23 protein-coding genes, 1 tRNA gene and 1 riboswitch are annotated in these 19,280 nt (G+C 70.2%); of the genes, 16 read left to right on the forward strand and 8 right to left on the reverse strand.

Translation table 11 applies throughout. From position 1 onward, the window contains the following. The first annotated feature begins 13 nt into the window (after positions 1–13). Positions 14–355, forward strand: a complete 342-nt coding sequence (locus AB0E88_RS02530; protein WP_361622523.1) for a hypothetical protein — start codon at positions 14–16, stop codon at positions 353–355. Between the two features lie 22 nt (positions 356–377). Here AB0E88_RS02530 and AB0E88_RS02535 read toward each other — a convergent pair whose 3' ends face one another. Next, positions 378–971 carry an isochorismatase family protein gene (locus AB0E88_RS02535; RefSeq protein WP_361622526.1) on the reverse strand — a complete coding sequence of 198 codons (594 nt, stop codon included), beginning with the start codon at positions 969–971 and terminating at the stop codon, positions 378–380. Positions 972–1,227: 256 nt separating this feature from the next. After that, entirely contained in the window at positions 1,228–2,556 is a 1,329-nt protein-coding gene (locus AB0E88_RS02540; RefSeq protein ID WP_361622529.1) for a nicotinate phosphoribosyltransferase, read from the reverse strand. A 119-nt stretch (positions 2,557–2,675) separates the two neighbouring features. Here AB0E88_RS02540 and clpS point away from each other — a divergent pair, with 119 nt between their 5' ends. From clpS to AB0E88_RS02575, 7 genes are all read left to right on the forward strand, one after another. Further along, positions 2,676–2,993: an ATP-dependent Clp protease adapter ClpS gene (gene clpS, locus AB0E88_RS02545; RefSeq protein ID WP_361622532.1), complete on the forward strand. Its 318-nt coding sequence runs from the start codon at positions 2,676–2,678 to the stop codon at positions 2,991–2,993. Positions 2,994–3,005: 12 nt separating this feature from the next. Beyond that, positions 3,006–3,611 carry a DUF2017 domain-containing protein gene (locus AB0E88_RS02550; RefSeq protein ID WP_361622535.1) on the forward strand — a complete coding sequence of 202 codons (606 nt, stop codon included), beginning with the start codon at positions 3,006–3,008 and terminating at the stop codon, positions 3,609–3,611. Between the two features lie 340 nt (positions 3,612–3,951). After that, positions 3,952–5,376 carry an amino acid permease gene (locus AB0E88_RS02555; RefSeq protein ID WP_361622538.1) on the forward strand — a complete coding sequence of 475 codons (1,425 nt, stop codon included), beginning with the start codon at positions 3,952–3,954 and terminating at the stop codon, positions 5,374–5,376. A gap of 133 nt (positions 5,377–5,509) precedes the next feature. Then, the gene (locus AB0E88_RS02560; RefSeq protein WP_361622541.1) at positions 5,510–5,932 is read left to right on the forward strand and encodes a M67 family metallopeptidase; all 423 of its coding nucleotides are present in this window, start codon (positions 5,510–5,512) and stop codon (positions 5,930–5,932) included. Positions 5,933–6,022: 90 nt separating this feature from the next. Then, the gene (locus AB0E88_RS02565; protein WP_019065921.1) at positions 6,023–6,118 is read left to right on the forward strand and encodes a putative leader peptide; all 96 of its coding nucleotides are present in this window, start codon (positions 6,023–6,025) and stop codon (positions 6,116–6,118) included. 121 nt (positions 6,119–6,239) lie between these two features. Beyond that, the gene (locus tag AB0E88_RS02570) at positions 6,240–6,518 is read left to right on the forward strand and encodes a MoaD/ThiS family protein (RefSeq protein WP_361622544.1); all 279 of its coding nucleotides are present in this window, start codon (positions 6,240–6,242) and stop codon (positions 6,516–6,518) included. Between the two features lie 6 nt (positions 6,519–6,524). Continuing rightward, complete coding sequence (locus AB0E88_RS02575; RefSeq protein WP_361622547.1) at positions 6,525–7,475, forward strand: cysteine synthase; 951 nt, start codon at positions 6,525–6,527, stop codon at positions 7,473–7,475. 10 nt (positions 7,476–7,485) lie between these two features. Here the strand turns inward: AB0E88_RS02575 and AB0E88_RS02580 are convergent, their stop codons facing one another. Beyond that, the gene (locus AB0E88_RS02580; RefSeq protein WP_361622550.1) at positions 7,486–7,920 is read right to left on the reverse strand and encodes a type II toxin-antitoxin system PemK/MazF family toxin; all 435 of its coding nucleotides are present in this window, start codon (positions 7,918–7,920) and stop codon (positions 7,486–7,488) included. 237 nt (positions 7,921–8,157) lie between these two features. Here AB0E88_RS02580 and AB0E88_RS02585 point away from each other — a divergent pair, with 237 nt between their 5' ends. Then, positions 8,158–8,910, forward strand: a complete 753-nt coding sequence (locus tag AB0E88_RS02585; protein ID WP_361622553.1) for an MBL fold metallo-hydrolase — start codon at positions 8,158–8,160, stop codon at positions 8,908–8,910. A 116-nt stretch (positions 8,911–9,026) separates the two neighbouring features. On the opposite strand, the gene AB0E88_RS02590 is transcribed toward AB0E88_RS02585, so the two are convergent. Next, a complete protein-coding gene (locus tag AB0E88_RS02590) occupies positions 9,027–10,289 on the reverse strand; it encodes a PTS transporter subunit EIIC (protein WP_361622556.1) in 1,263 nt (420 codons plus the stop codon). 252 nt (positions 10,290–10,541) lie between these two features. Then, positions 10,542–11,861: a PTS transporter subunit EIIC gene (locus tag AB0E88_RS02595; protein WP_361622559.1), complete on the reverse strand. Its 1,320-nt coding sequence runs from the start codon at positions 11,859–11,861 to the stop codon at positions 10,542–10,544. Between the two features lie 201 nt (positions 11,862–12,062). Between AB0E88_RS02595 and AB0E88_RS02600 the strand changes: the two genes are divergently transcribed. The 4 genes from AB0E88_RS02600 (at position 12,063) to rdgB (ending at position 14,294) form a co-directional block, all read left to right on the forward strand. Next, positions 12,063–12,296, forward strand: coding sequence for a PTS glucose/sucrose transporter subunit IIB (locus tag AB0E88_RS02600; RefSeq protein ID WP_361622562.1), 234 nt, complete (start codon positions 12,063–12,065; stop codon positions 12,294–12,296). A 79-nt stretch (positions 12,297–12,375) separates the two neighbouring features. Beyond that, the gene (rph, locus tag AB0E88_RS02605; protein WP_361622565.1) at positions 12,376–13,113 is read left to right on the forward strand and encodes a ribonuclease PH; all 738 of its coding nucleotides are present in this window, start codon (positions 12,376–12,378) and stop codon (positions 13,111–13,113) included. A gap of 142 nt (positions 13,114–13,255) precedes the next feature. Then, a complete protein-coding gene (locus tag AB0E88_RS02610; protein WP_361622568.1) occupies positions 13,256–13,657 on the forward strand; it encodes a hypothetical protein in 402 nt (133 codons plus the stop codon). A gap of 34 nt (positions 13,658–13,691) precedes the next feature. Then, positions 13,692–14,294, forward strand: a complete 603-nt coding sequence (rdgB, locus tag AB0E88_RS02615) for an RdgB/HAM1 family non-canonical purine NTP pyrophosphatase (protein ID WP_361622571.1) — start codon at positions 13,692–13,694, stop codon at positions 14,292–14,294. Between the two features lie 46 nt (positions 14,295–14,340). Here the strand turns inward: rdgB and AB0E88_RS02620 are convergent. Both AB0E88_RS02620 and bcp read right to left on the reverse strand, forming a co-directional pair. Beyond that, positions 14,341–14,423 (reverse strand) — tRNA-Leu (locus AB0E88_RS02620). 151 nt (positions 14,424–14,574) lie between these two features. Then, positions 14,575–15,042: a thioredoxin-dependent thiol peroxidase gene (bcp, locus tag AB0E88_RS02625; protein WP_361622574.1), complete on the reverse strand. Its 468-nt coding sequence runs from the start codon at positions 15,040–15,042 to the stop codon at positions 14,575–14,577. A gap of 93 nt (positions 15,043–15,135) precedes the next feature. Between bcp and AB0E88_RS02630 the strand changes: the two genes are divergently transcribed. The 3 genes from AB0E88_RS02630 to AB0E88_RS02640 all read left to right on the forward strand — a co-directional run bounded on the left by AB0E88_RS02630 (position 15,136) and on the right by AB0E88_RS02640 (position 16,345). Beyond that, on the forward strand, positions 15,136–15,465 hold the full coding sequence (locus tag AB0E88_RS02630) for a DUF3618 domain-containing protein (RefSeq protein ID WP_361622577.1): 330 nt from the start codon (positions 15,136–15,138) through the stop codon (positions 15,463–15,465). Between the two features lie 49 nt (positions 15,466–15,514). Continuing rightward, positions 15,515–15,868 carry a co-chaperone GroES gene (locus AB0E88_RS02635; RefSeq protein WP_103784957.1) on the forward strand — a complete coding sequence of 118 codons (354 nt, stop codon included), beginning with the start codon at positions 15,515–15,517 and terminating at the stop codon, positions 15,866–15,868. Between the two features lie 59 nt (positions 15,869–15,927). Then, positions 15,928–15,991, forward strand: a riboswitch (guanidine-III (ykkC-III) riboswitch). A gap of 33 nt (positions 15,992–16,024) precedes the next feature. Then, complete coding sequence (locus AB0E88_RS02640) at positions 16,025–16,345, forward strand: multidrug efflux SMR transporter (protein ID WP_361622581.1); 321 nt, start codon at positions 16,025–16,027, stop codon at positions 16,343–16,345. Positions 16,346–16,397: 52 nt separating this feature from the next. On the opposite strand, the gene AB0E88_RS02645 is transcribed toward AB0E88_RS02640, so the two are convergent. Beyond that, complete coding sequence (locus AB0E88_RS02645) at positions 16,398–18,842, reverse strand: transglycosylase domain-containing protein (RefSeq protein WP_361623379.1); 2,445 nt, start codon at positions 18,840–18,842, stop codon at positions 16,398–16,400. Positions 18,843–19,280 lie beyond the last annotated feature (438 nt).

The raw sequence follows: 19,280 nt of genomic DNA on the forward strand, positions 1-19,280 counted from the left end.
GGGATGTGACCAGATGGCCGCAGGAGGTTTCTGCAAGCTGCCGAACGGCACGGTGGTGGTGGCGCTGAACCTGCCCAGCCCCGCCGGCGACGGCCCCGCCGGCGTGCGGGTCCTGGTCCACGCCCAGAACCGGGCACGCGCCCTGACCCGGCTGCGCAACCTCGGACTGCGGGCGGTCTACCTGCGCGGCAACGCGGCCCCGCCGACCCCGGACGAGATCACGGCCGTGCTGCACCACCCCGACGGCCTGGTGTGGCGTACCGCACCGGACAACGGTGTCGGCTCGCCGGACCTGGTGACCGAGCTGTGGCACCCGATCCGCTCCCTGCTGCGCCGCCCCACGCCCCAGACCTGAGGACGGGCGCCCCGGGGCCCGGTCAGCCGCGGGCCACGACCGGCTTGCCGGTCAGCTCCACGCCCGCCTCGCGCAGCTCCTCCAGCGCCCGGTCGGTGGTCTCCTGGGCCACGCCGGCGGTCAGGTCGAGCAGGACCTGGGTGCGGAAGCCCTCCCGTGCCGCGTCCAGCGCGGTGGCCCGCACACAGTGGTCGGTGGCGATCCCGACGACGTCGACCTCGTCGATCTCCCGGGCCCGCAGCCAGTCGGCGAGCGGGACGCCGTTCTCGTCGGCGCCCTCGAAGCCGCTGTACGCGGCCGTGTAGGCGCCCTTGTCGAAGACGGCGTCGATCGCGCCGGAGGCGACGGCGGGCGCGAAGTTCGGGTGGAAGCCGACGCCCTCGGTGCCGGCGACACAGTGCGCCGGCCAGGAGCGGACGTAGTCGGGCTCGTCCGCGAAGTGGCCGCCGGGCGCGATGTGGTGGTCCCGGGTGGCCACCACATGCCGGTAGCCGGCGGGCGCCTGCCCGATCAGCTCGGTGATGGCGGCGGCGACGTCGGCACCGCCGGCCACCGCGAGGCTGCCCCCCTCGCAGAAGTCGTTCTGCACATCGACGACGATCAAGGCGCGACGCATGCGGTGTCCTTCGGGCTATGGGATCTACAGGGAGTCACGACAGGGGCTGTCTACCCGTCCTCGGCGGGGGCCAGTCGCGGCCCGTCCCTGGCGGGGGCCAGTCGCGGGGCCGGCCCGGGTGCCCGCGGCGCGGGCAGGGAGCGGGTGCCGGGTTCGGGGCGGCCGGGTGCCGGGGGCGGGGCGGCGGGTGGCTGGTCGCCGGTTCCCCGCGCCCCTGCACGGGCTCCGGTCGCGTCGGCCGTGTGCTCGGCCCCGCCTACGCGTACTCCGTGGGGAGCACCGGCTCGCCGCGGGAGAGCTGTGTCGCGGACAGCGGGAGGTTCGCGCGCACCGCCGTGTGACGGTCCCGGGCGACGTCGAGGGGTTCGCGTCCCACGACCTGGCCCTGCTTCACCAGCTCCACCAGCAGCTGCCGGTCCGCCAGCTCGGTCGGCACCGCCCCGGTGCCCACGACCTCGGCCTCGGCGACGCCGTACGCGTCCAGCCGCCGCGCGGCCCACTTGCGGCCCCCGACGGACGTCTTCCCTCCGGAGGACTTCTTCGCCACCGCCTTCAGCGGCGAGCGCGGGTCAGCGGTCTCGGCCCGGGCGACCAGCTTGTACACCATGGACGACGTCGGGTGCCCGGAGCCGGTCACCAGCTGCGTGCCCACGCCGTAGGCGTCCACCGGCGCCGCCGCCAGCGAGGCGATGGCGTACTCGTCGAGGTCCGAGGTCACGATGATCTTGGTGTTCCGTGCGCCCAGCTCGTCCAGCTGCTGCCGCACCCGGTGCGCCACCAGCAGCAGGTCGCCGGAGTCGATGCGCACCGCGCCCAGCTCGGGCCCGGCGATCTCCACCGCGGTCCGTACGGCCTCGGCGACGTCGTAGGTGTCCACCAGCAGCGTGGTGCCCCGGCCCATGGAGTCCACCTGGGCCTGGAAGGCGTCCCGCTCCCGGTCGTGCAGCAGGGTGAAGGCGTGCGCGGAGGTGCCGACGGTGGGGATGTTGTAGCGGAAGCCGGCCGCCAGGTCGGAGGTGGAGGTGAAGCCGCCGACGTACGCGGCGCGGGCCGCGGCCACCGCGGACAGCTCGTGGGTGCGCCGGGCGCCCATCTCGATCAGCGGGCGCCCGCCGGCCGCCGACGACATCCGGGACGCGGCCGCGGCGATCGCGGAGTCGTGGTTGAGGATGGAGAGGATCACCGTCTCCAGCAGCACGCACTCGGCGAAGGAGCCCTCCACCCGCAGGATCGGCGAGCCCGGGAAGTACACCTCGCCCTCGGGGTAGCCCCAGATGTCCCCGGTGAAGCGGTAGCCGGCGAGCCAGTCCAGCGTCTCGTCGTCGACGATCGCGCGTTCGCGCAGGAAGCCGAGCACATCGGCGTCGAAGCGGAAGTTCTCCACCGCGTCCAGGACGCGTCCGGTGCCGGCGACGACGCCGTAGCGCCGTCCGTCCGGCAGCCGCCGGGTGAAGACCTCGAACACGCTCCGCCGCCCGGCCGTACCCGCCTTCAGGGCGGCCTGCAGCATCGTCAGCTCGTAGTGGTCCGTGAAGAGCGCCGTCGAGGGAACGTCCACCGGCAGCCCAAGGTCCGCTGTGTTCATGGGCAGGATGCTACCCCCATTTCGTCACTCTGACGATTTCAGGCGCGTGTGATCTGCGCCCGCCCGAATTCCGCACCGCCGGGGGGCGGTTTGTGCGAGTACCCCCCTCAGGTGGCAGCATGGGCACTGTGACGGCAGCCGCACCCATCGAGATCGAGAAGACCGAGTCGGCGGAAGAGGTGTCCGCCGTACCCGAGCCCGACGTTCCCTGGGTGACGATCGTCCACAACGACCCCGTCAACCTCATGAGCTATGTGACCTACGTCTTCCAGACGTACTTCGGGTACTCCAAGGACAAGGCCACCAAGCTCATGCTCGACGTCCACCACAAGGGCAGGGCGGTCGTCTCCAGCGGGAGCCGCGAGGAGATGGAACGCGACGTGCAGGCCATGCACGGCTACGGTCTGTGGGCCACCCTCCAGCAGGACCGGAAGTAGCGAACCTCCTCCATGCCAGGAACCTTCGAACCGCTCCCCGGCGGCGGCGCGGCCGTCGCGCTCGACGACGTCGAGATCTCCATCATCCGCTCCCTCGCGGTGCAGCTCCTGGAGCTGATCGGCCCCGGCCCCGCCGAGGACGCCCCGGCCGACCCGCTCGCCGAGCTGTTCGCCGAGGGTCCGAGCGAGCCGCCCTCCGACCCGGTCCTCAGGCGTCTGTTCCCCGACGCCTACACCGATCCCGAGGAACAGCCGGCCAGTACGCGCGAGGCGGAGGAGCGCGCGGCGCACTCCGCCGAGTTCCGCCGCTACACCGAGAACGACCTGCGGGCCGGCAAGCGCGAGAACGCGCTGGCGGTGATCCGCTCGCTGGACGCCCTGAACTCCGCGGGCGACGGCGGCGCGGTCCTCAAGCTCTCCCCGGAGGAGTCCCAGCAGTGGCTGGGGGCGCTGAACGATCTGCGCCTGGCGATCGGCTCCCGGCTGGAGATCACCGACGAGGACGACACCGATCTGCTCTACCGGCTGCCCGACGAGGACCCGCGCAAGCCGATGGTGATGGCGTACCTGTGGCTGGGCGGCCTCCAGGAGACGCTCGTCACGACCCTTATGCCCTGATCCGCCCCCGGACGGTGTTCGCTCAGAGGACGCTCAAATCCGGATAACGATCCTGTGAAATCGCCATCCCCGTTCGCCCCTTTCGGATGGCATTTGTCCGGTTCTCCCTGTGTGATGCGTCACAGGGCGCATCTGTGATCTCTGTTGCGGCCGTGATAAATCTTCACGACCGCCCGGCGAACACCACCCATGTTCAGCCGGGTGCGCCACCGAGCCGGCAACCGCCGGCCAGGCACGAGCAGGCGAGTGAAGCCCGCTCAGCTCCATCATCCGGGGGGATCGAGACCCGATCCGAGGCCGACGAGAGGCCCGGGTCGGCATGGAGAAAGGCGCACCACACATGACCTCTGAGCAGGTCGACAAGGGCACTGCCCCCGAGGAGGGGTACGAGCGCGGGCTCGGCAGCCGGCAGGTCCAGATGATCGCGATCGGCGGAGCCGTCGGCGTGGGTCTGTTCCTGGGGGCCGGGGCCAACATCGCCAAGGCCGGTCCCAGCCTCATCCTGATGTACGCCCTCGCGGGCGTGATCATCTTCTTCATCATGCGGGCGCTCGGCGAGCTCCTGCTCTACCGTCCCGTCTCGGGCTCGTTCGCCGAGTACTCGCGCGAATTCCTCGGCCCGTTCTTCGGTTACTTCACCGGCTGGACGTACTGGCTGATGTGGGTCGTCACCGGCATGGCCGAGCTCACGGCCGCCGCGATCTACGTCAACTACTGGTTCCCGGCCGTTCCGCAGTGGGTCACGGCGCTGGTGTTCCTGGTGATCCTGTTCGGGGTGAACCTGATCTCCGTGAAGCTCTTCGGTGAGCTGGAGTTCTGGTTCTCGATGGTCAAGGTCACCGCCCTGATCGGCATGATCGTGATCGGTCTCGGCGTGCTCACCTTCGGCTTCTCCTCCGCCGGTGACACCGCCGCCGTCTCCAACCTGTGGGCCTTCGACGGCTTCTTCCCCAAGGGCATCGGCTCGTCCCTGATGACCCTGCAGGGCGTGATGTTCGCCTACCTCGCCGTCGAGCTGGTCGGCGTCACCGCCGGCGAGTCGGAGGACCCGGAGAAGACCCTCCCGAAGGCGATCAACACCCTGCCCTGGCGCATCGCCCTGTTCTACGTCGGCGCCCTCACCGTCATCCTGTGCGTGGTGAAGTGGACCGAGTTCGCCGCCGGCGTCAGCCCCTTCGTGAAGGCGTTCGCGGAGATCGGCATCCCGGCCGGCGCGGGCATCGTGAACTTCGTGGTGCTCACCGCCGCCCTGTCGTCCTGCAACTCCGGCATGTACTCCACGGGCCGCATGCTGCGCACCCTGGCCGACAACGGCGAGGCGCCGCGCGCCTTCCAGAAGCTGTCCTCCACCAAGACGCCGGCGTTCGGCATCACCGTCTCCGTCGGCTTCATGGCCATCGGCGTGGTGCTGAACTACATCGTCCCGGAGAAGGCCTTCGGCTACGTCACCTCCGTCGCCACCGCGGCCGGCATCTGGACCTGGCTGATGATCCTCGTCAGCCACGTGCTCTACCGCCGCGCGGTGGTCGCCGGCCGGCTGCCCGCCTCCGCCTTCCCCGCCCCGGGCGGCGCGAAGTGCTCCTACGTCGCCATAGCGTTCCTCCTCTTCGTCACCGGCCTGATCGCCTACGACAGCGAGTCGCGCATCTGCCTGTACGTCATGGCCGGCTGGGCCGTCGCCCTCGGCATCGGCTGGGCCGTGCTCAAGGCGCGCAACCCGGAGGTCACCCAGCGCCGCGAGCCGGAGCTGGACCGGGTCGGCTGAGCCACCCCGGGACGTCCCGCCGCAGGGAGCTCTCGTGGCGCCCCGCTGCGGCCGCCGCTCAGGACGTCCGGCATACGGGCCGTTCCGTACCAACCCTCGGTACGGAACGGCCCTTCTGCTTATCCTGAGCCCCATGCTGACCATCACCCAGGCCCTCTACGACCAGATCGTCGCCCACGCCCGCAAGGACCACCCCGACGAGGCGTGCGGCGTCGTCGCGGGCCCGGCGGGCTCGGACCGCCCCGAGCGCTTCGTCCCCATGCTGAACGCGGCCATGTCGCCGACGTTCTACGAGTTCGACTCCGGCGACCTGCTCAAGCTCTACCGCGAGATGGACGACCGCGACGAGGAACCGGTGGTCATCTACCACTCCCACACCGCCACCGAGGCGCACCCCTCGCGCACCGACATCTCCTACGCCAACGAACCCGGCGCCCACTACGTCCTCGTCTCCACCGCCGACACCGACGGCCTCGGCGAATTCCAGTTCCGCTCCTTCCGGATCGTGGACGGCGAGGTCACGGAGGAGGAGGTCAGGGTCGTGGAGTCCTACTGAGCCGAACCCCGTCTCACTCGCCGGACGAATAGCGTCCGGCATGCGGAATCACACTCCGGGACCGGGCACGGGAATCGATACGATGAGCCCATGGTTCTTCTCGACGTGAGCGACAAGGCGCCGGGCACGCTGCTCGTGGCGCGGCTGCACGTCGACCTGTGCAGGCTGAACAGCGCCATCTGTTGATCTTCTGCTGCCGCCGTCCGACCGTGGCCGCGGCGCTCCCGCAGTGCCGAAATCCCGGGGGCATCCCCGGGTGCGCGCGCCTGACCGAACCGACGACACCTTCCGACAGGAGCCCTGAGCCATGGCCATCGAGGTCCGCATCCCGACCATCCTCCGCACCTACACCGACGGCCAGAAGGCGGTGCAGGGCAAGGGGGACACCCTCGCCGAGCTGTTCGCCGACCTCGAGACCCGGCACGCGGGCATCCAGGCCCGCATCGTGGACGGCGATCAGCTGCGCCGCTTCGTCAACGTCTACCTCAACGACGAGGACGTCCGCTTCCTCGACGGCATCGACACCAAGCTGACCGACGGCGACAACGTCACGATCCTGCCGGCCGTGGCCGGCGGCATGGCCTGACCCGCGATGCGCTACGACTCCCCGCTCGCCGCGGTCGGCAACACCCCCCTGGTGCGCCTGCCGCGGCTGTCGCCGTCCGAGGACGTGCGCATCTGGGCGAAGCTGGAGGACCGCAACCCCACCGGCTCCGTCAAGGACCGCCCGGCCCTGCACATGATCGAGCAGGCGGAGAAGGACGGCCGCCTCACACCGGGCTGCACGATCCTCGAACCCACCAGCGGCAACACCGGCATCTCGCTCGCCATGGCCGCCAAGCTCAAGGGCTACCGCATGGTCTGCGTGATGCCCGAGAACACCTCGCAGGAACGCCGTGACCTGCTCGGCATGTGGGGCGCGCAGATCATCTCCTCCCCGGCCGCGGGCGGCTCCAACACCGCCGTACGCGTCGCCAAGGAGCTGGCCGCCGAACACCCCGACTGGGTGATGCTCTACCAGTACGGCAACCCCGACAACGCCGGCGCGCACTACGCGACGACCGGCCCGGAGATCCTCGCCGACCTGCCCTCGGTCACCCACTTCGTGGCCGGCCTCGGGACGACCGGCACCCTCATGGGCGTCGGCCGCTACCTGCGCGAACACAAGCCCGACGTCAAGATCGTCGCCGCCGAGCCGCGCTACGACGACCTCGTCTACGGCCTGCGCAACCTCGATGAGGGCTTCGTCCCCGAGCTGTACGACGCCTCCGTCCTCACCACCCGCTTCTCCGTCGGCTCCGCCGACGCCGTCACCCGCACCCGGGAACTCCTCCAGCAGGAGGGCATCTTCGCGGGCGTCTCCACCGGCGCCGCCCTGCACGCGGCGATCGGCGTGGGCAAGAAGGCCCTCAAGGCGGGCGAGTCCGCCGACATCGTCTTCGTCGTGGCCGACGGCGGCTGGAAGTACCTGTCCACCGGCGTGTACACGGCGGCGACGACCGAGGAAGCCATCGAGACACTGCAGGGCCAGCTCTGGGCGTGAGCCCCGGGCGCTAACCCGCCAGGTGACGGACCTGGTCCCACAGGACCGGGTCCACCACGCCCACCCGGCGGCGGAAGTCACCCACCGGCACCTCCCGCAGCTCGTCCGTCTGCAGGAAACTCGCCCGGCCCTGCGCGTCCCCCACCGAACCCGGCGGCAGCGGGATCACCCCGGACCGCTCGTCGTGAAACTTCGTGCTGATCTTCGCCACCCGCACCCGGCGCCGGCGCACCGACAGCACCAGACACGGCCGGTCCTTGCTCTGCGGCCCGTCCTCGTACGGCACCTGCGCCCACCAGATCTCCGCCGGCCGCGGGCGCAGCGCCGCGGTGGCCGCCCGCGCCCGCCGCGCCTCGCGCCGCCCGCGCCCCCAGCCGTCCACGAGCACGGCGACCAGCGCCAGCAGCACCACCGCCGCGAGCGCCAGCCACCAGGACGTGTCCATACCGACGACGTTACCGGCGTACCTCACACAGCGCGCCCTCACGGTCACACCGATCGGCCGCCCGGACGCGCCCGGAACCCGCAACTTCCATCCGAACCGGTGACAGCGCAGGTGAGTTCGCCCACAACAGCCCTTGGCGGAGGAGCGACCGGGACTTTTGCGCCTTACGCTCGACGGACCGCACGACCTTCGTCGCCCCCCTTTCACCGGTTCCCCGCCAGCGGAGGTTTCTGCTTCATGAAGCTCACCGTCGTCGGCTGCTCGGGGTCGTTCCCGTCCGCGGATTCGGCCTGCTCGAGCTACCTCGTCGAGGCCGACGGCTTCCGGCTGCTCCTCGACATGGGCAACGGCGCCCTCGGCGAGCTGCAGCGCCACTGCGGTCTCTACGACCTCGACGCGATCTTCCTCAGCCATCTGCACGCCGATCACTGCATCGACATGCTCGGCTACTTCGTCGCGCGCTACTACCGCCACGACGGCGGCCGCTGCGAGCCCCTGCCGGTCTACGGCCCCGAAGGCACCGAGCACCGCCTCACCACGGCCTACGCCGACACCCCGTCGGCCTCGTCCATGAGCGAGGTCTTCGACTTCCACACGGTCAAGCCGTCCACCTTCGAGCTCGGCCCCTTCACCGTGCACACCGAACGCGTGGCCCACCCGGTCGAGGCGTACGGCATCCGCATCGAGCACGGCGGGAAGGTCCTGACGTACTCCGGGGACACCGGCGTCACCCCCGCCCTGGACGAACTCGCCCGGGACGCCGACCTGTTCCTGTGCGAGGCCGCGTTCACCCACGGCAAGGAAGCCATCCCGAACCTGCACCTCAACGGCCGCGAGGCCGGCGAGACCGCGGCCCGCGCCGGCGCCCGCCGCCTGGTCCTCACCCACATCCCCCCGTGGACGGACCCCCAGGCCAACCTCACCGACGCCCGCGCGGTGTACCCCGGCCCCGTGGACCTGGCGGCGCCGAGGACGTCGTACGACATCTGACCCCGCTCCCGCGCCCCGGCAGAAACGATCCCGGGCCCGCGGACCCGGGCATGCGGAAAGGCCCCCCGGTGCGCCCAGTGCGCCGGGGGGCCTTCGTGTGCGGGCAGTGGGGGAGGCTACTTCGCCTCGGCCTTCTGCAGCTCCGCCAGTTCCTCGTCCGACTCCCGGCCCGGGGTCGGCAGGTTCCACTTGGTGATCGCGAAGCGGAAGACGACGTAGTAGACCGCCGCGAAGCACAGGCCCACCAGCGCCAGGCCCCACGGGTTGCTCGCGATGCCCAGGTTCAGCCCGAAGTCGACCGCGCCCGCCGAGAAGCCGAAGCCGTCCCTCATACCGAGCGCCCAGGTCAGCGCCATGGACACACCGGTGAGGACCGCGTGGATGGCGTACAGCACCGGCGCGATGAACATGAAGGTGAACTCGATCGGCTCCGTGACACCCGTGACGAACGAGGTCAGCGCGAGGGAGAACATCATGCCGCCGACGACCTTGCGGCGCTCCGGACGGGCGCAGTGCACGATCGCCAGGCAGGCGGCCGGGAGGGCGAACATCATGATCGGGAAGAAGCCGGTCATGAACTGGCCCGCGTGCGGGTCGCCGGCCAGGAACCGCCCGATGTCGCCGCTCTTGCCGTGGTACTCGCCGGCCTGGAACCAGGGGAAGGAGTTCAGCAGGTGGTGCATGCCGATCGGGATCAGCGCCCGGTTGGCGACACCGAAGATGCCGGCGCCGACGGCGCCCGACCCCACCAGCCACTCACCGAAGTTGTGCAGACCCGTGCCGAGGACCGGCCAGATGTAGCCGAAGACGATGCCGAGGATCAGGCCCGCGAACGCCGACAGGATCGGCACCAGCCGGCGGCCGCCGAAGAAGCCCGCCCAGTCGGGCAGCTTGGTGCGGTAGAAGCGCTGGTAGATCAGCGCCACGACGATGCCCATGACCACGCCGCCGAGGACCTTGGCGTCCACCGGCGCGTCCACCATGACGACCTTGCCGTCGACCGCCGTGGCCACCTTGGGCAGGTTCTTGTCGGTGAACGTGCCCAGCACGTTCTTGAAGACCAGGTAGCCGGTGACCGCCGCGAGGGCCGTCGAGCCGTCGGACTTCTTGGCGAAGCCGATCGCGATGCCCACGGCGAACAGCAGCGCCATGTTGTCCAGGATCGCGTTGCCGCCCGCCGCCATGAAGCCGGCGATCTTGGTGACGAACGTGGGGAAGGAGTCCCGTCCCAGCATGTCCGGGTTGCCGAGACGGACCAGGAGGGCCGCCGCGGGGAGCACAGCGACCGGCAGCATCAGGCTGCGGCCGATGCGCTGCAGGACCGCCATCGGCCCGGCGCCCTTCTTCTGTGCGGCGGGTGCCGCGCTCGCCGTGGTCATCAACTTCCTCCATTGGGCAAGGCGCCGCCAGGGGACAGATGAGGACGGCGGCGTCTTCGGGAAATGCGCGGCGAACCGACGCATGGTCTACACCACTCAGTGGTGTAGACCTGTTGTAGCACGATGAAGGCGGCGTAAGGAACCCGCGATTCCGCGACCGTGACATCACGGCGCGTACCGGACCCAGGTCACGACGAAAAGGCCCCCGAACCGGCACGGTTCAGGGGCCCCTGGCGAAAGACGGCGGCGCCCTCAGGCCTTCGTGGCGTCCTCCACCTCGTCCTCCGGCTCCCGCCCCGGCGTCTTCAGATCGAACTTCGTGATCGCGAACCGGAACACCACGTAATACACGACCGCGAAGCACAGACCGATCGGAATGATCGCCCACGGTTTCGTCGCCAGATTCCAGTTGATGACGTAGTCGATCAACCCCGCCGAGAAACTGAAACCGTCGTGCACCCCCAACGCCCACGTCACCGCCATCGACACACCCGTCAGCACCGCGTGCACCGCGTACAACAACGGCGCGATGAACAAGAACGAGTACTCGATCGGCTCCGTGATCCCCGTCACGAACGACGTCAACGCCACCGACAGCATCAGCCCGCTCACCTCTTTGCGGCGATGAGGCTTCGCCGTGTGCGCGATCGCCAGCGCCGCCGCCGGCAGCGCGAACATCATGATCGGGAAGAACCCCGACGTGAACTGGCCCGCATGCGGGTCACCGGCCAGGAACATGTTGATGTCACCGTGCACCGGCTTACCCCCCGGCGGCGTGTATGTGCCGAACTGGAACCAGATGGGCACGTTCAGGAACTGATGCAGCCCGATCACCAGCAGCGCCCGGTTCGCCACACCGAACACACCCGCACCCCACGACCCCGCGTCCCGCAGCCACTTGCTGAAACTCTCCAGCCCGTCACCGATCGGCGGCCACACCCACAGACACAGCGCCGCGAACGCGATCGCCACGAACGCCATGATGATCGGCACCAGCCGCCGCCCGTTGAAGAAGCCCAGCCAGTCCACCAGCTTCGTGCGATGGAAACGCACCCAGAAGAACGCCGCCAGCAGCCCCATCACGATCCCGCCGAACACCCCCGGATTCTGGAACGTGAACGGCGTCACCGAACCGGCCCCCGCCCCCACACTCACCTGACAGCCGACGTCCGGAACCGCCGTCGACCCGCCCGGACAGCTCTCCGGGAACTGATGCAGCACCTGGTAGTAGACGAGGAAGCCCACCACCGCCGCCAGAGCCGTCGAACCGTCCGACTTCTTCGCCATCCCGATCGCCACACCGATGCAGAACAACAACGGCAGGCCGAGCGAGCCGTCGAGCAGCGCGCCCCCCGCGCCCTTCATCACCTTCGACACGTTCGTCCAGCCCAGACCCTGGTCACCGAACACGTCCGGCTGCCCCAGCCGGTTCAGGATGCCCGCCGCCGGCAGCACGGCGATGGGCAGCTGAAGGCTGCGCCCCATCTTCTGCAGACCCTGGAAGAAACGGTTCCAGCGCTCGCGCACGGGACTCACCGGGCGCGGTGCGGCGGCGGCGCTCTCGGCACTCATGGCGGTGTCCTTCCGGCCCCCTCACCCCGGGGGCGGTTTGGCGACCGTCCGTCAGCTGGTGTAGACCAGTCGCGTACGGTTCGGTTCCGCTGTCGTGATCGCCATCATTCGATACAAACGGCATGACCGCTCGCGAAGCTGAGCCAACTGTGGGTTACTGCGACATAGCGGTTCGGAACAGGTAGTTCAGGGAGACGGAACATGGCCAGCAAGGCAGAGAAGATCGTCGCCGGGCTCGGCGGCATCGACAACATCGACGAGATCGAGGGCTGCATCACCCGCCTGCGCACCGAGGTGCACGATGCCGCGCTGGTCGACGAAGCCGCCCTGAAAGCCGCCGGCGCCCACGGCGTCGTCAAGATGGGCACCGCCATCCAGGTCGTCATCGGCACCGACGCCGACCCCATCGCCGCGGAGATCGAAGACATGATGTGACCCCGGCCGGTCACCCCCGAGGGGCTCCCCCCCACACACGAGGGGAGCCCCTCACGCCGCTCCGGATAGGCTCAGCGCCATGTCTCGCATCGACGGCCGCACCCCCGAACAGCTCCGCCCCGTCACCATCGAACGCGCCTGGAGCAAGCACGCCGAAGGCTCCGTCCTCGTCTCCTTCGGCGACACCAAGGTCCTGTGCACCGCCTCCGTCACCGAAGGCGTCCCCCGCTGGCGCAAAGGCAGCGGCGAAGGCTGGGTCACCGCCGAATACGCCATGCTCCCCCGCGCCACCAACACCCGCGGCGACCGCGAGTCCGTCAAGGGCCGCATCGGCGGCCGCACCCACGAGATCAGCCGCCTCATCGGCCGCTCCCTGCGCTCCGTCGTCGACTACAAAGCCCTCGGCGAGAACACCGTCGTCCTCGACTGCGACGTCCTCCAGGCCGACGGCGGCACCCGCACCGCCGCGATCACCGGCGCCTTCGTCGCCCTCGCCGACGCCATCACCTGGGCCCAGGGCAAGAAACTCATCAAGCCCGGCCGCCGGCCCCTCACCGGCACCGTCAGCGCCGTCTCCGTCGGCATCATCGGCGGCGTCCCCATGCTCGACCTCGCCTACGAGGAAGACGTCCGCGCCGACACCGACATGAACGTCGTCTGCACCGGCGACGGCCGCTTCGTCGAAGTCCAGGGCACCGCCGAAGCCGAACCCTTCGCCCGCGACGAACTCAACGCCCTCCTCGACCTCGCCCTCGCCGGCTGCACCGAACTCACCGCACTCCAGAAGGCGGCACTCGCCGACACCGCCGAAAAGTAATCAACACACCGAAAAGTAAACAACGCGCCAAGAAAGGCGGGCGGCCCGGGCAACCGAGCCGCCCGCCGCCGCGTCAGAACGAATACCGAAACGCAAGCAGCCGACGGGGGCCGGGGAGGCCACCAGGGGAGGGACACCGCACATGGCCGCGAGCCGAGGCCACCGCACCACCACGACCATCGCCGCAGCCATCGCCGCCGTCGCCCTCACCACGGGCCTCACCACCGGATGCGACGCCATCGGCAAAGCCCTGGACTGCGTCCAGACCGCCGACTCCATCGCCGACAGCGTCACCGACCTCCAGCAAGCCGTCGAAAACGCCGCCAACGACCCCACCCGGACCGACCAGGCCCTCGCCGCCATCGACAAAAACCTCGACCAGATCGGCGACCACACCGACAACACCGACGTCAACAAAGCCGTCGACGACCTCCGCAAAGCCGTCGACACCATCCGCACCACCGTCAAGAACGGCGACACCACCCCCGACCTCACCCCCGTCACCGACGCCGCCGGCGAACTGACGAAGGTATGCACACCGTGAGAGCGGACCGGCACAGCCCGGGATACTGAACGCCATGACCCGCCTGATCCTCGCCACCCGCAACGCCGGAAAGATCACCGAGCTCAAGGCCATCCTCGCCGAAGCCGGACTGCCCCACGAACTCGTCGGCGCCGACGCCTACCCCGACATCCCCGACGTCAAGGAAACCGGCGTCACCTTCGCCGAGAACGCCCTGCTCAAAGCCCACGCCCTCGCCCAGGCCACCGGACTGCCCGCCGTCGCCGACGACTCCGGCCTCTGCGTCGACGTCATGAACGGCGCCCCCGGAATCTTCTCCGCCCGCTGGGCCGGCCGCCACGGCGACGACCAGGCCAACCTCGACCTCCTCCTCGCCCAGCTCTCCGACATCGCCGACGCACACCGCGGTGCCCACTTCGCCTGCGCCGCCGCCCTCGCCCTGCCCGACGGCACGGAACGCGTCGTCGAGGGCCAACTCCGCGGCGTACTGCGCCACACCCCCGCCGGCACGGGCGGCTTCGGCTACGACCCGATCCTCCAGCCGGACGGCGAGACCCGCACCTGCGCGGAACTCACCGCCGACGAGAAGAACGCGATCAGCCACCGGGGAAAGGCGTTCAGGGCGCTGGTACCGGTGGTGCGGGAGCTGCTGGGGTGAAGTGATGCAAAACGCCCCGCATCTTCGATTCAAAGGTGCGGGGCGGTGCGGCCGGTGGGATTCGAACCCACACGAGCTTTCGCCCAAGGGCTCCTAAGGCCCTCGCGTCTGCCGTTCCGCCACGGCCGCGCGCAGCGCGGTGCCTACTCTACTGGGCTGCGCTGCGGCCTCGCTGACCTCCTCTGCACCACCCGCTGGTGACGGCATGGCAGTTGGGGCAATGCCAAGCGGCCCGCGTCGGGGGGTTCCCGGGCGGGCCGCTTGGCTGCTGCGACGTTTCTCAGATGCCGAGGTCCTTGATGATCTTGGCCACGTGGCCCGTCGCCTTGACGTTGTACAGGGCGCGTTCGACCTTGCCCTCCTCGTCGACGACGACCGTGGAGCGGATGACGCCGACGACCGTCTTGCCGTAGAGCTTCTTCTCGCCGAACGCGCCGTACGCCTCCAGGACCTTCTTGTCGGGGTCGGCGAGGAGGGTGACCTTCAGGGACTCCTGCTCGCGGAACTTCGCCAGCTTCTCCGGCTTGTCGGGGGAGATGCCGATCACGTCGTAGCCCGCGCCGGCCAGCAGCGAGAGGTTGTCCGTGAAGTCGCACGCCTGCTTGGTGCAGCCTGGCGTGAGCGCGGCGGGGTAGAAGTAGACGATGGTCTTGCGGCCCTTGTGGTCCGCCAGGGACACCTCGTTGCCGTCGGCGTCGGGCAGGGTGAAGGCGGGGGCCACGTCCCCCGGCTGGAGTCGCTCGCTCATCGGACTAGCGTAACCGGGGGTCCTGACAGTGCGGCGGCAGCAGGAACTGACAGACTGTCCAGAACAGCATCGTCTTACTTCGGAGGCCGTACGGTGGCGGACACGTCGGACACGAGAACCCCGGCGCAGATCGAGGCGGACATCAGGCACCGTCGTCAGGTGCTGGCTGCCACGCTGGACGAGATCGGCGTGCGGGTGCACCCGAAGACGATCGTCGGGGACGCGAAGGCCAAGGTCGTCGCCAACCTCGACCACACGGTGGGCCGGGCCTATGTCCAGGTCAACCGGGTGGTCAGTGAGGTGAAGGCGCAGTTCACGGACGAGGAGGGGGCGCCGCGCCTGGAGCGTGTCGTGCCCGTCGCACTGGTCGTGGTCGGCGTCGTCGGGCTGCTCACGCTGGGCACCCGGCGCCGTAAGGACTGACCCCACCCACCCGCGCAAGGCTCAGGTTCAGGCAGGTAGGTTCAGTGGCGTGAGCGCCAACAGAAACGACAGCACCCAGCACGACAAGCTGCCCATCCGCATGCTGCACGACCGCGTCCTCGTGCGGCAGGACACCAGCGAGGGCGAGCGGCGTTCCGGCGGCGGCATCCTGATTCCGGCCACGGCGGCGGTGGGTCGCCGGCTGGCGTGGGCGGAGGTCGTCGCGGTGGGGCAGAACGTGCGGACCGTGGAGCCGGGTGACCGGGTCCTGTACGACCCCGAGGACCGGGCGGAGGTGGAGGTGCGGGGCATCGCGTACGTGCTGATGCGTGAGCGTGACCTGCATGCCGTGGCCGCCGACCGGTTCGAGGGTTCGGAGGACTCCACGGGTCTGTATCTGTGACCGAAAGTTCGGAAAAGGGGCTGGTGGCCAAGGTCACCGGCCCCTTTTGCCGTTGTTTGCTACGGTCGTAGGACACGCCCGACGAGACGCGCCGTACCGGGCCAAGCGCAAAGACGACGCACCCCCGTTCAGAAGTGATCTTCCGGAGGTGTCGTCATGGCGTGGGTTCTGCTGGTCGTCGCCGGTCTGCTCGAGGTGGGCTGGTCGATCGGGATGAAGTACAGCGAGGGGTTCACCCGGCTGTGGCCGAGTGTGTTCACCGGTGCCGGCATCGTCGCGAGCATGGTGCTGCTGTCGTACGCCGCCCGTTCGCTGCCCATCGGTACCGCCTACGGCGTGTGGGTGGGGATCGGTGCGGCCGGTGCGGCGGTGCTCGGCATGGTGGTGCTCGGTGAGCCGGCCACCGCCGCCCGGATCTTCTTCATCTGTCTGCTGCTGGTCGCCGTCGTGGGGCTGAAGGCGACGTCCGGCCACTGACGCCGACCGGCCGGGGCCGGTCCGACGCCAGGGCCGAGCCGGAAGCCGCGGCCTACGGGACCGCGCCGCCGTCGGTCGTGCCGGTGTCCGTGCCGCCACCGCCGGTGGTGTTGCCGCCTCCGGTGGTGGCCGGCCCGCCGCCGGTCGTGTCGCCCGTGGTGCCTCCGCCGCCGGTGGTGTTCCCGCCGCCGTTGGTGCCGCCCCCGCCGGTGGTCGGCGTGCCGCCCGAGGTGGATCCGTTGGTGCCGCCCCCGCCGGTGGTGGGGGTGTCGCCCGAGGTGGATCCGCTGGTGTTGCCGCCGGTGGTCGGGGTGCCGCCGGTCTGGCCCTGCGTCTGTCCCTGGGTCTGGCCCTGGATGCCCTGACCGCCGGTCGTGGTCGTGTCGCCGGTCGCGCCGCCGTCGGTGCCGCCGATCGTGCCGGTCGGGTCCTGGCCGGGGTCGCTGGGCGGGGCCTGCGGCGTGTCCGCGCCGTCCTCGAGCTCCAGGTCGAAGTCGGCGGCGGGCGTGTCCTTCAGCGCCTCCCTGGTGTACTGCGCCCAGATCTCGGTGGGCGCGCCGCCGCCGTTGATGCGGTCGAGGCCCAGCGCGCCGTACAGCGGCTTGTGCGCGGCGGTGTCGGGGTCCTGGCCCATGACGGACACGACGGTGGCGAGGTCGGGGGTGTACCCGGCGAACCAGGCGGCGGTGTCCTTCTCGGCGGTGCCCGTCTTGCCGGCGGCGGGGCGGTCGGCGGCCTGCGCGGCGGTCGCGGTGCCGTTGTCGACGACGCTCTGCAGGATCGCCGTGGTGGTGTCGGCGGCCTCGCGGCTGACGGCCTGGCGGGTCTGCTGCGCGGGCAGCGGGAGGGCGTCACCGTCCTTGGTGATCTTGTCGATCAGGGTGTACGTGCCGTGCTTGCCGTGGTTGGCGAGCGTGGCGTAGGCCTCGGCCATGTCGAGCACGCTGGCGTTGGCCACGCCGAGTGCGATCGACGGGGATGCGTACAGCTCCTTGGTGTCCTTGGGCAGGCCCAGGTCGATCGCGGTCTGCTTGACCTTGGAGGGGCCGACGTCGACGGCCATCTGCGCGTAGACGGCGTTGACGGACTTGTCGGTGGCCTCGCGGACGGTGATGGGGCCGTAGGAGCGCTGGTCCTCGTTCTCGGGGGCGTAGCTGTCGCCGTCCCAGCCCTGGACGGGGCGCTTGTTGGTGCCGTCGTAGATGGTGTTCGGGGTGAGGGGGCGGCCGTCCTGGGTGGTGGCGCCGTTCTCGACGGCGGAGGTGAAGACGAACGGCTTGAAGGTGGAGCCGACCTGGAAGTCTCCGCGGGTGGCGCCGTTGGTGTACTGCTTGACGTAGTCGATGCCGCCGTACATGGCGACGACCTTGCCGGTCCTGGGGTCGACGGAGGCGCCGCCGGCGCGGACGTACCGGTCGGCCTTGTTGTTCTTCTTGTCGAGCTTGCTGATCAGTTTGTCGTTGACCGCTTCGACGAAGGCGTCCTGCTTGTCCTTCTGCAGGGTGGTGGTGATGCGGTAGCCGCCGCGTTCGAGGTCGTCGGGGTCGACGATCTTGTTGTCGCGCAGGTAGTCCTTGATGGCGTCGACGATGTAGCCGCGCTGGCCGGACATGCTGGTGGAGGCGGTGGCCTGCTTGGGCGCGGGGAACTTCATCCCGGCGCGTTCGGCCTGCGGCAGCCAGCCCTTCTTGACCATGCCGTCGAGGACGTAGTTCCAGCGGGCTTCGGCGGCGCGGCGGTTCTCCGGGTGGGCGACGACGTCGTACTCGCTGGGGGCGTTGAGCAGGGAGGCGAGGTAGGCGCCCTGTGCGGCGTTCAGGTCGACGGCGTCGACGCCGTAGTAGGCGCGGGCGGCGGCCTGGATGCCGTAGGCGTTGCGGCCGAAGAAGCTGGTGTTGAGGTAGCCCTCGAGGATGTCGTCCTTGCTCTTCTCGCGGTCGAGCTTGATCGAGATGAAGAACTCCTTCACCTTGCGGGTGACGGTCTGCTCCTGGCCGAGGTAGTAGTTCTTCACGTACTGCTGGGTGATGGTGGAGCCGGACTGCTTGCCCTTGCCGGTGGCGGTGTTCCAGGCGGCGCGGACCATGGCCTTGGGGTCGACGGCGGACTCGGTGTAGAAGTCGCGGTCCTCGGCGGCGAGCACGGAGTGCTGGGCGGCCTTGGAGACCTGGGCGAGGGAGACGTTCTCGCGGTTGATGTCGCCGTCGCGGGCGATCTCGGTGCCGTCGGCGTACAGGTACACGTTGGCCTGCTTGGTCGCGACCGCGTTCGCCGAGGGGATCTTGACCATGGAGTAGCCGAGGAAGAAGGCCCCGACGACGAGCAGCACGCCGATGACGAAGGTCCCGACGACCATGCGCCAGGTGGGGAAGAGCCGCCGCCATCCGGTACGGCGGGGGCGCTTGCCCTTCTTTCCGCCGCCGCCGGCGCCTCCGCCTCCGCCGGTTCCGCCGTCGCCACCGGTGCCTCCGGTACCGCCGGCGCCGGTGGCGTGCATGGCCGCGGTCGCGGTGGTGGCCGCGGCGGGGCCCGTGGCTCCGGTGTCGCGCGGGGCCGCGGGGGAGTGCGGGGCGCGGCCGGTGCCGGTCGCGTGCGCGGTGGCTCCGGTCGCGGCGGTCGGGGTGGTGGTGTGCGCGGTGGTCGTGGGCGTGCTGCGGGCACCACGGCCGGGTGCGGCGGCACGCGGGGAACCGGTGGTGCCGGGGGACGACGGGACGCCCGCGGCCGCCGCGCCACCCGCCGCGTTCGCCGACGGTACGGCCGCTGCGGCGCCCTGTGCCGCCCCGGCCCCCGCTGCGCTCGCGGCCGCAACGGCACCCGCACCGCGCGCCGCGGACTGCCCGGCCCGGGACTTGCGGCCCGTGCCGCCGGTGGGCCGGCTGCCGGTGGACGGGCCGGCCTGTGCGTCGCCGCCGTCTCCGGCGTCGCGGGTGGC

The organism is Streptomyces sp. NPDC028635, from assembly GCF_040637635.1.
Taxonomy (GTDB): domain Bacteria; phylum Actinomycetota; class Actinomycetes; order Streptomycetales; family Streptomycetaceae; genus Streptomyces.

Coding starts and splice junctions, on each gene's coding strand:
- AB0E88_RS02555 (WP_361622538.1), top strand. CDS start 3,952: ATGACCTCTGAGCAGGTCGACAAGGGCACTGCCCCCGAGGAGGGGTAC.
- AB0E88_RS02600 (WP_361622562.1), top strand. CDS start 12,063: ATGGCCAGCAAGGCAGAGAAGATCGTCGCCGGGCTCGGCGGCATCGAC.
- AB0E88_RS02590 (WP_361622556.1), bottom strand. CDS start 10,289: ATGACCACGGCGAGCGCGGCACCCGCCGCACAGAAGAAGGGCGCCGGG.
- AB0E88_RS02595 (WP_361622559.1), bottom strand. CDS start 11,861: ATGAGTGCCGAGAGCGCCGCCGCCGCACCGCGCCCGGTGAGTCCCGTG.
- rdgB (WP_361622571.1), top strand. CDS start 13,692: ATGACCCGCCTGATCCTCGCCACCCGCAACGCCGGAAAGATCACCGAG.
- AB0E88_RS02645 (WP_361623379.1), bottom strand. CDS start 18,842: ATGCACGCCACCGGCGCCGGCGGTACCGGAGGCACCGGTGGCGACGGC.
- bcp (WP_361622574.1), bottom strand. CDS start 15,042: ATGAGCGAGCGACTCCAGCCGGGGGACGTGGCCCCCGCCTTCACCCTG.
- AB0E88_RS02575 (WP_361622547.1), top strand. CDS start 6,525: ATGCGCTACGACTCCCCGCTCGCCGCGGTCGGCAACACCCCCCTGGTG.
- AB0E88_RS02565 (WP_019065921.1), top strand. CDS start 6,023: ATGGTTCTTCTCGACGTGAGCGACAAGGCGCCGGGCACGCTGCTCGTG.
- AB0E88_RS02585 (WP_361622553.1), top strand. CDS start 8,158: ATGAAGCTCACCGTCGTCGGCTGCTCGGGGTCGTTCCCGTCCGCGGAT.
- AB0E88_RS02540 (WP_361622529.1), bottom strand. CDS start 2,556: ATGAACACAGCGGACCTTGGGCTGCCGGTGGACGTTCCCTCGACGGCG.
- AB0E88_RS02570 (WP_361622544.1), top strand. CDS start 6,240: ATGGCCATCGAGGTCCGCATCCCGACCATCCTCCGCACCTACACCGAC.
- AB0E88_RS02530 (WP_361622523.1), top strand. CDS start 14: ATGGCCGCAGGAGGTTTCTGCAAGCTGCCGAACGGCACGGTGGTGGTG.
- AB0E88_RS02550 (WP_361622535.1), top strand. CDS start 3,006: ATGCCAGGAACCTTCGAACCGCTCCCCGGCGGCGGCGCGGCCGTCGCG.
- AB0E88_RS02610 (WP_361622568.1), top strand. CDS start 13,256: ATGGCCGCGAGCCGAGGCCACCGCACCACCACGACCATCGCCGCAGCC.
- AB0E88_RS02580 (WP_361622550.1), bottom strand. CDS start 7,920: ATGGACACGTCCTGGTGGCTGGCGCTCGCGGCGGTGGTGCTGCTGGCG.
- rph (WP_361622565.1), top strand. CDS start 12,376: ATGTCTCGCATCGACGGCCGCACCCCCGAACAGCTCCGCCCCGTCACC.
- AB0E88_RS02640 (WP_361622581.1), top strand. CDS start 16,025: ATGGCGTGGGTTCTGCTGGTCGTCGCCGGTCTGCTCGAGGTGGGCTGG.
- AB0E88_RS02560 (WP_361622541.1), top strand. CDS start 5,510: ATGCTGACCATCACCCAGGCCCTCTACGACCAGATCGTCGCCCACGCC.
- clpS (WP_361622532.1), top strand. CDS start 2,676: ATGGGCACTGTGACGGCAGCCGCACCCATCGAGATCGAGAAGACCGAG.
- AB0E88_RS02535 (WP_361622526.1), bottom strand. CDS start 971: ATGCGTCGCGCCTTGATCGTCGTCGATGTGCAGAACGACTTCTGCGAG.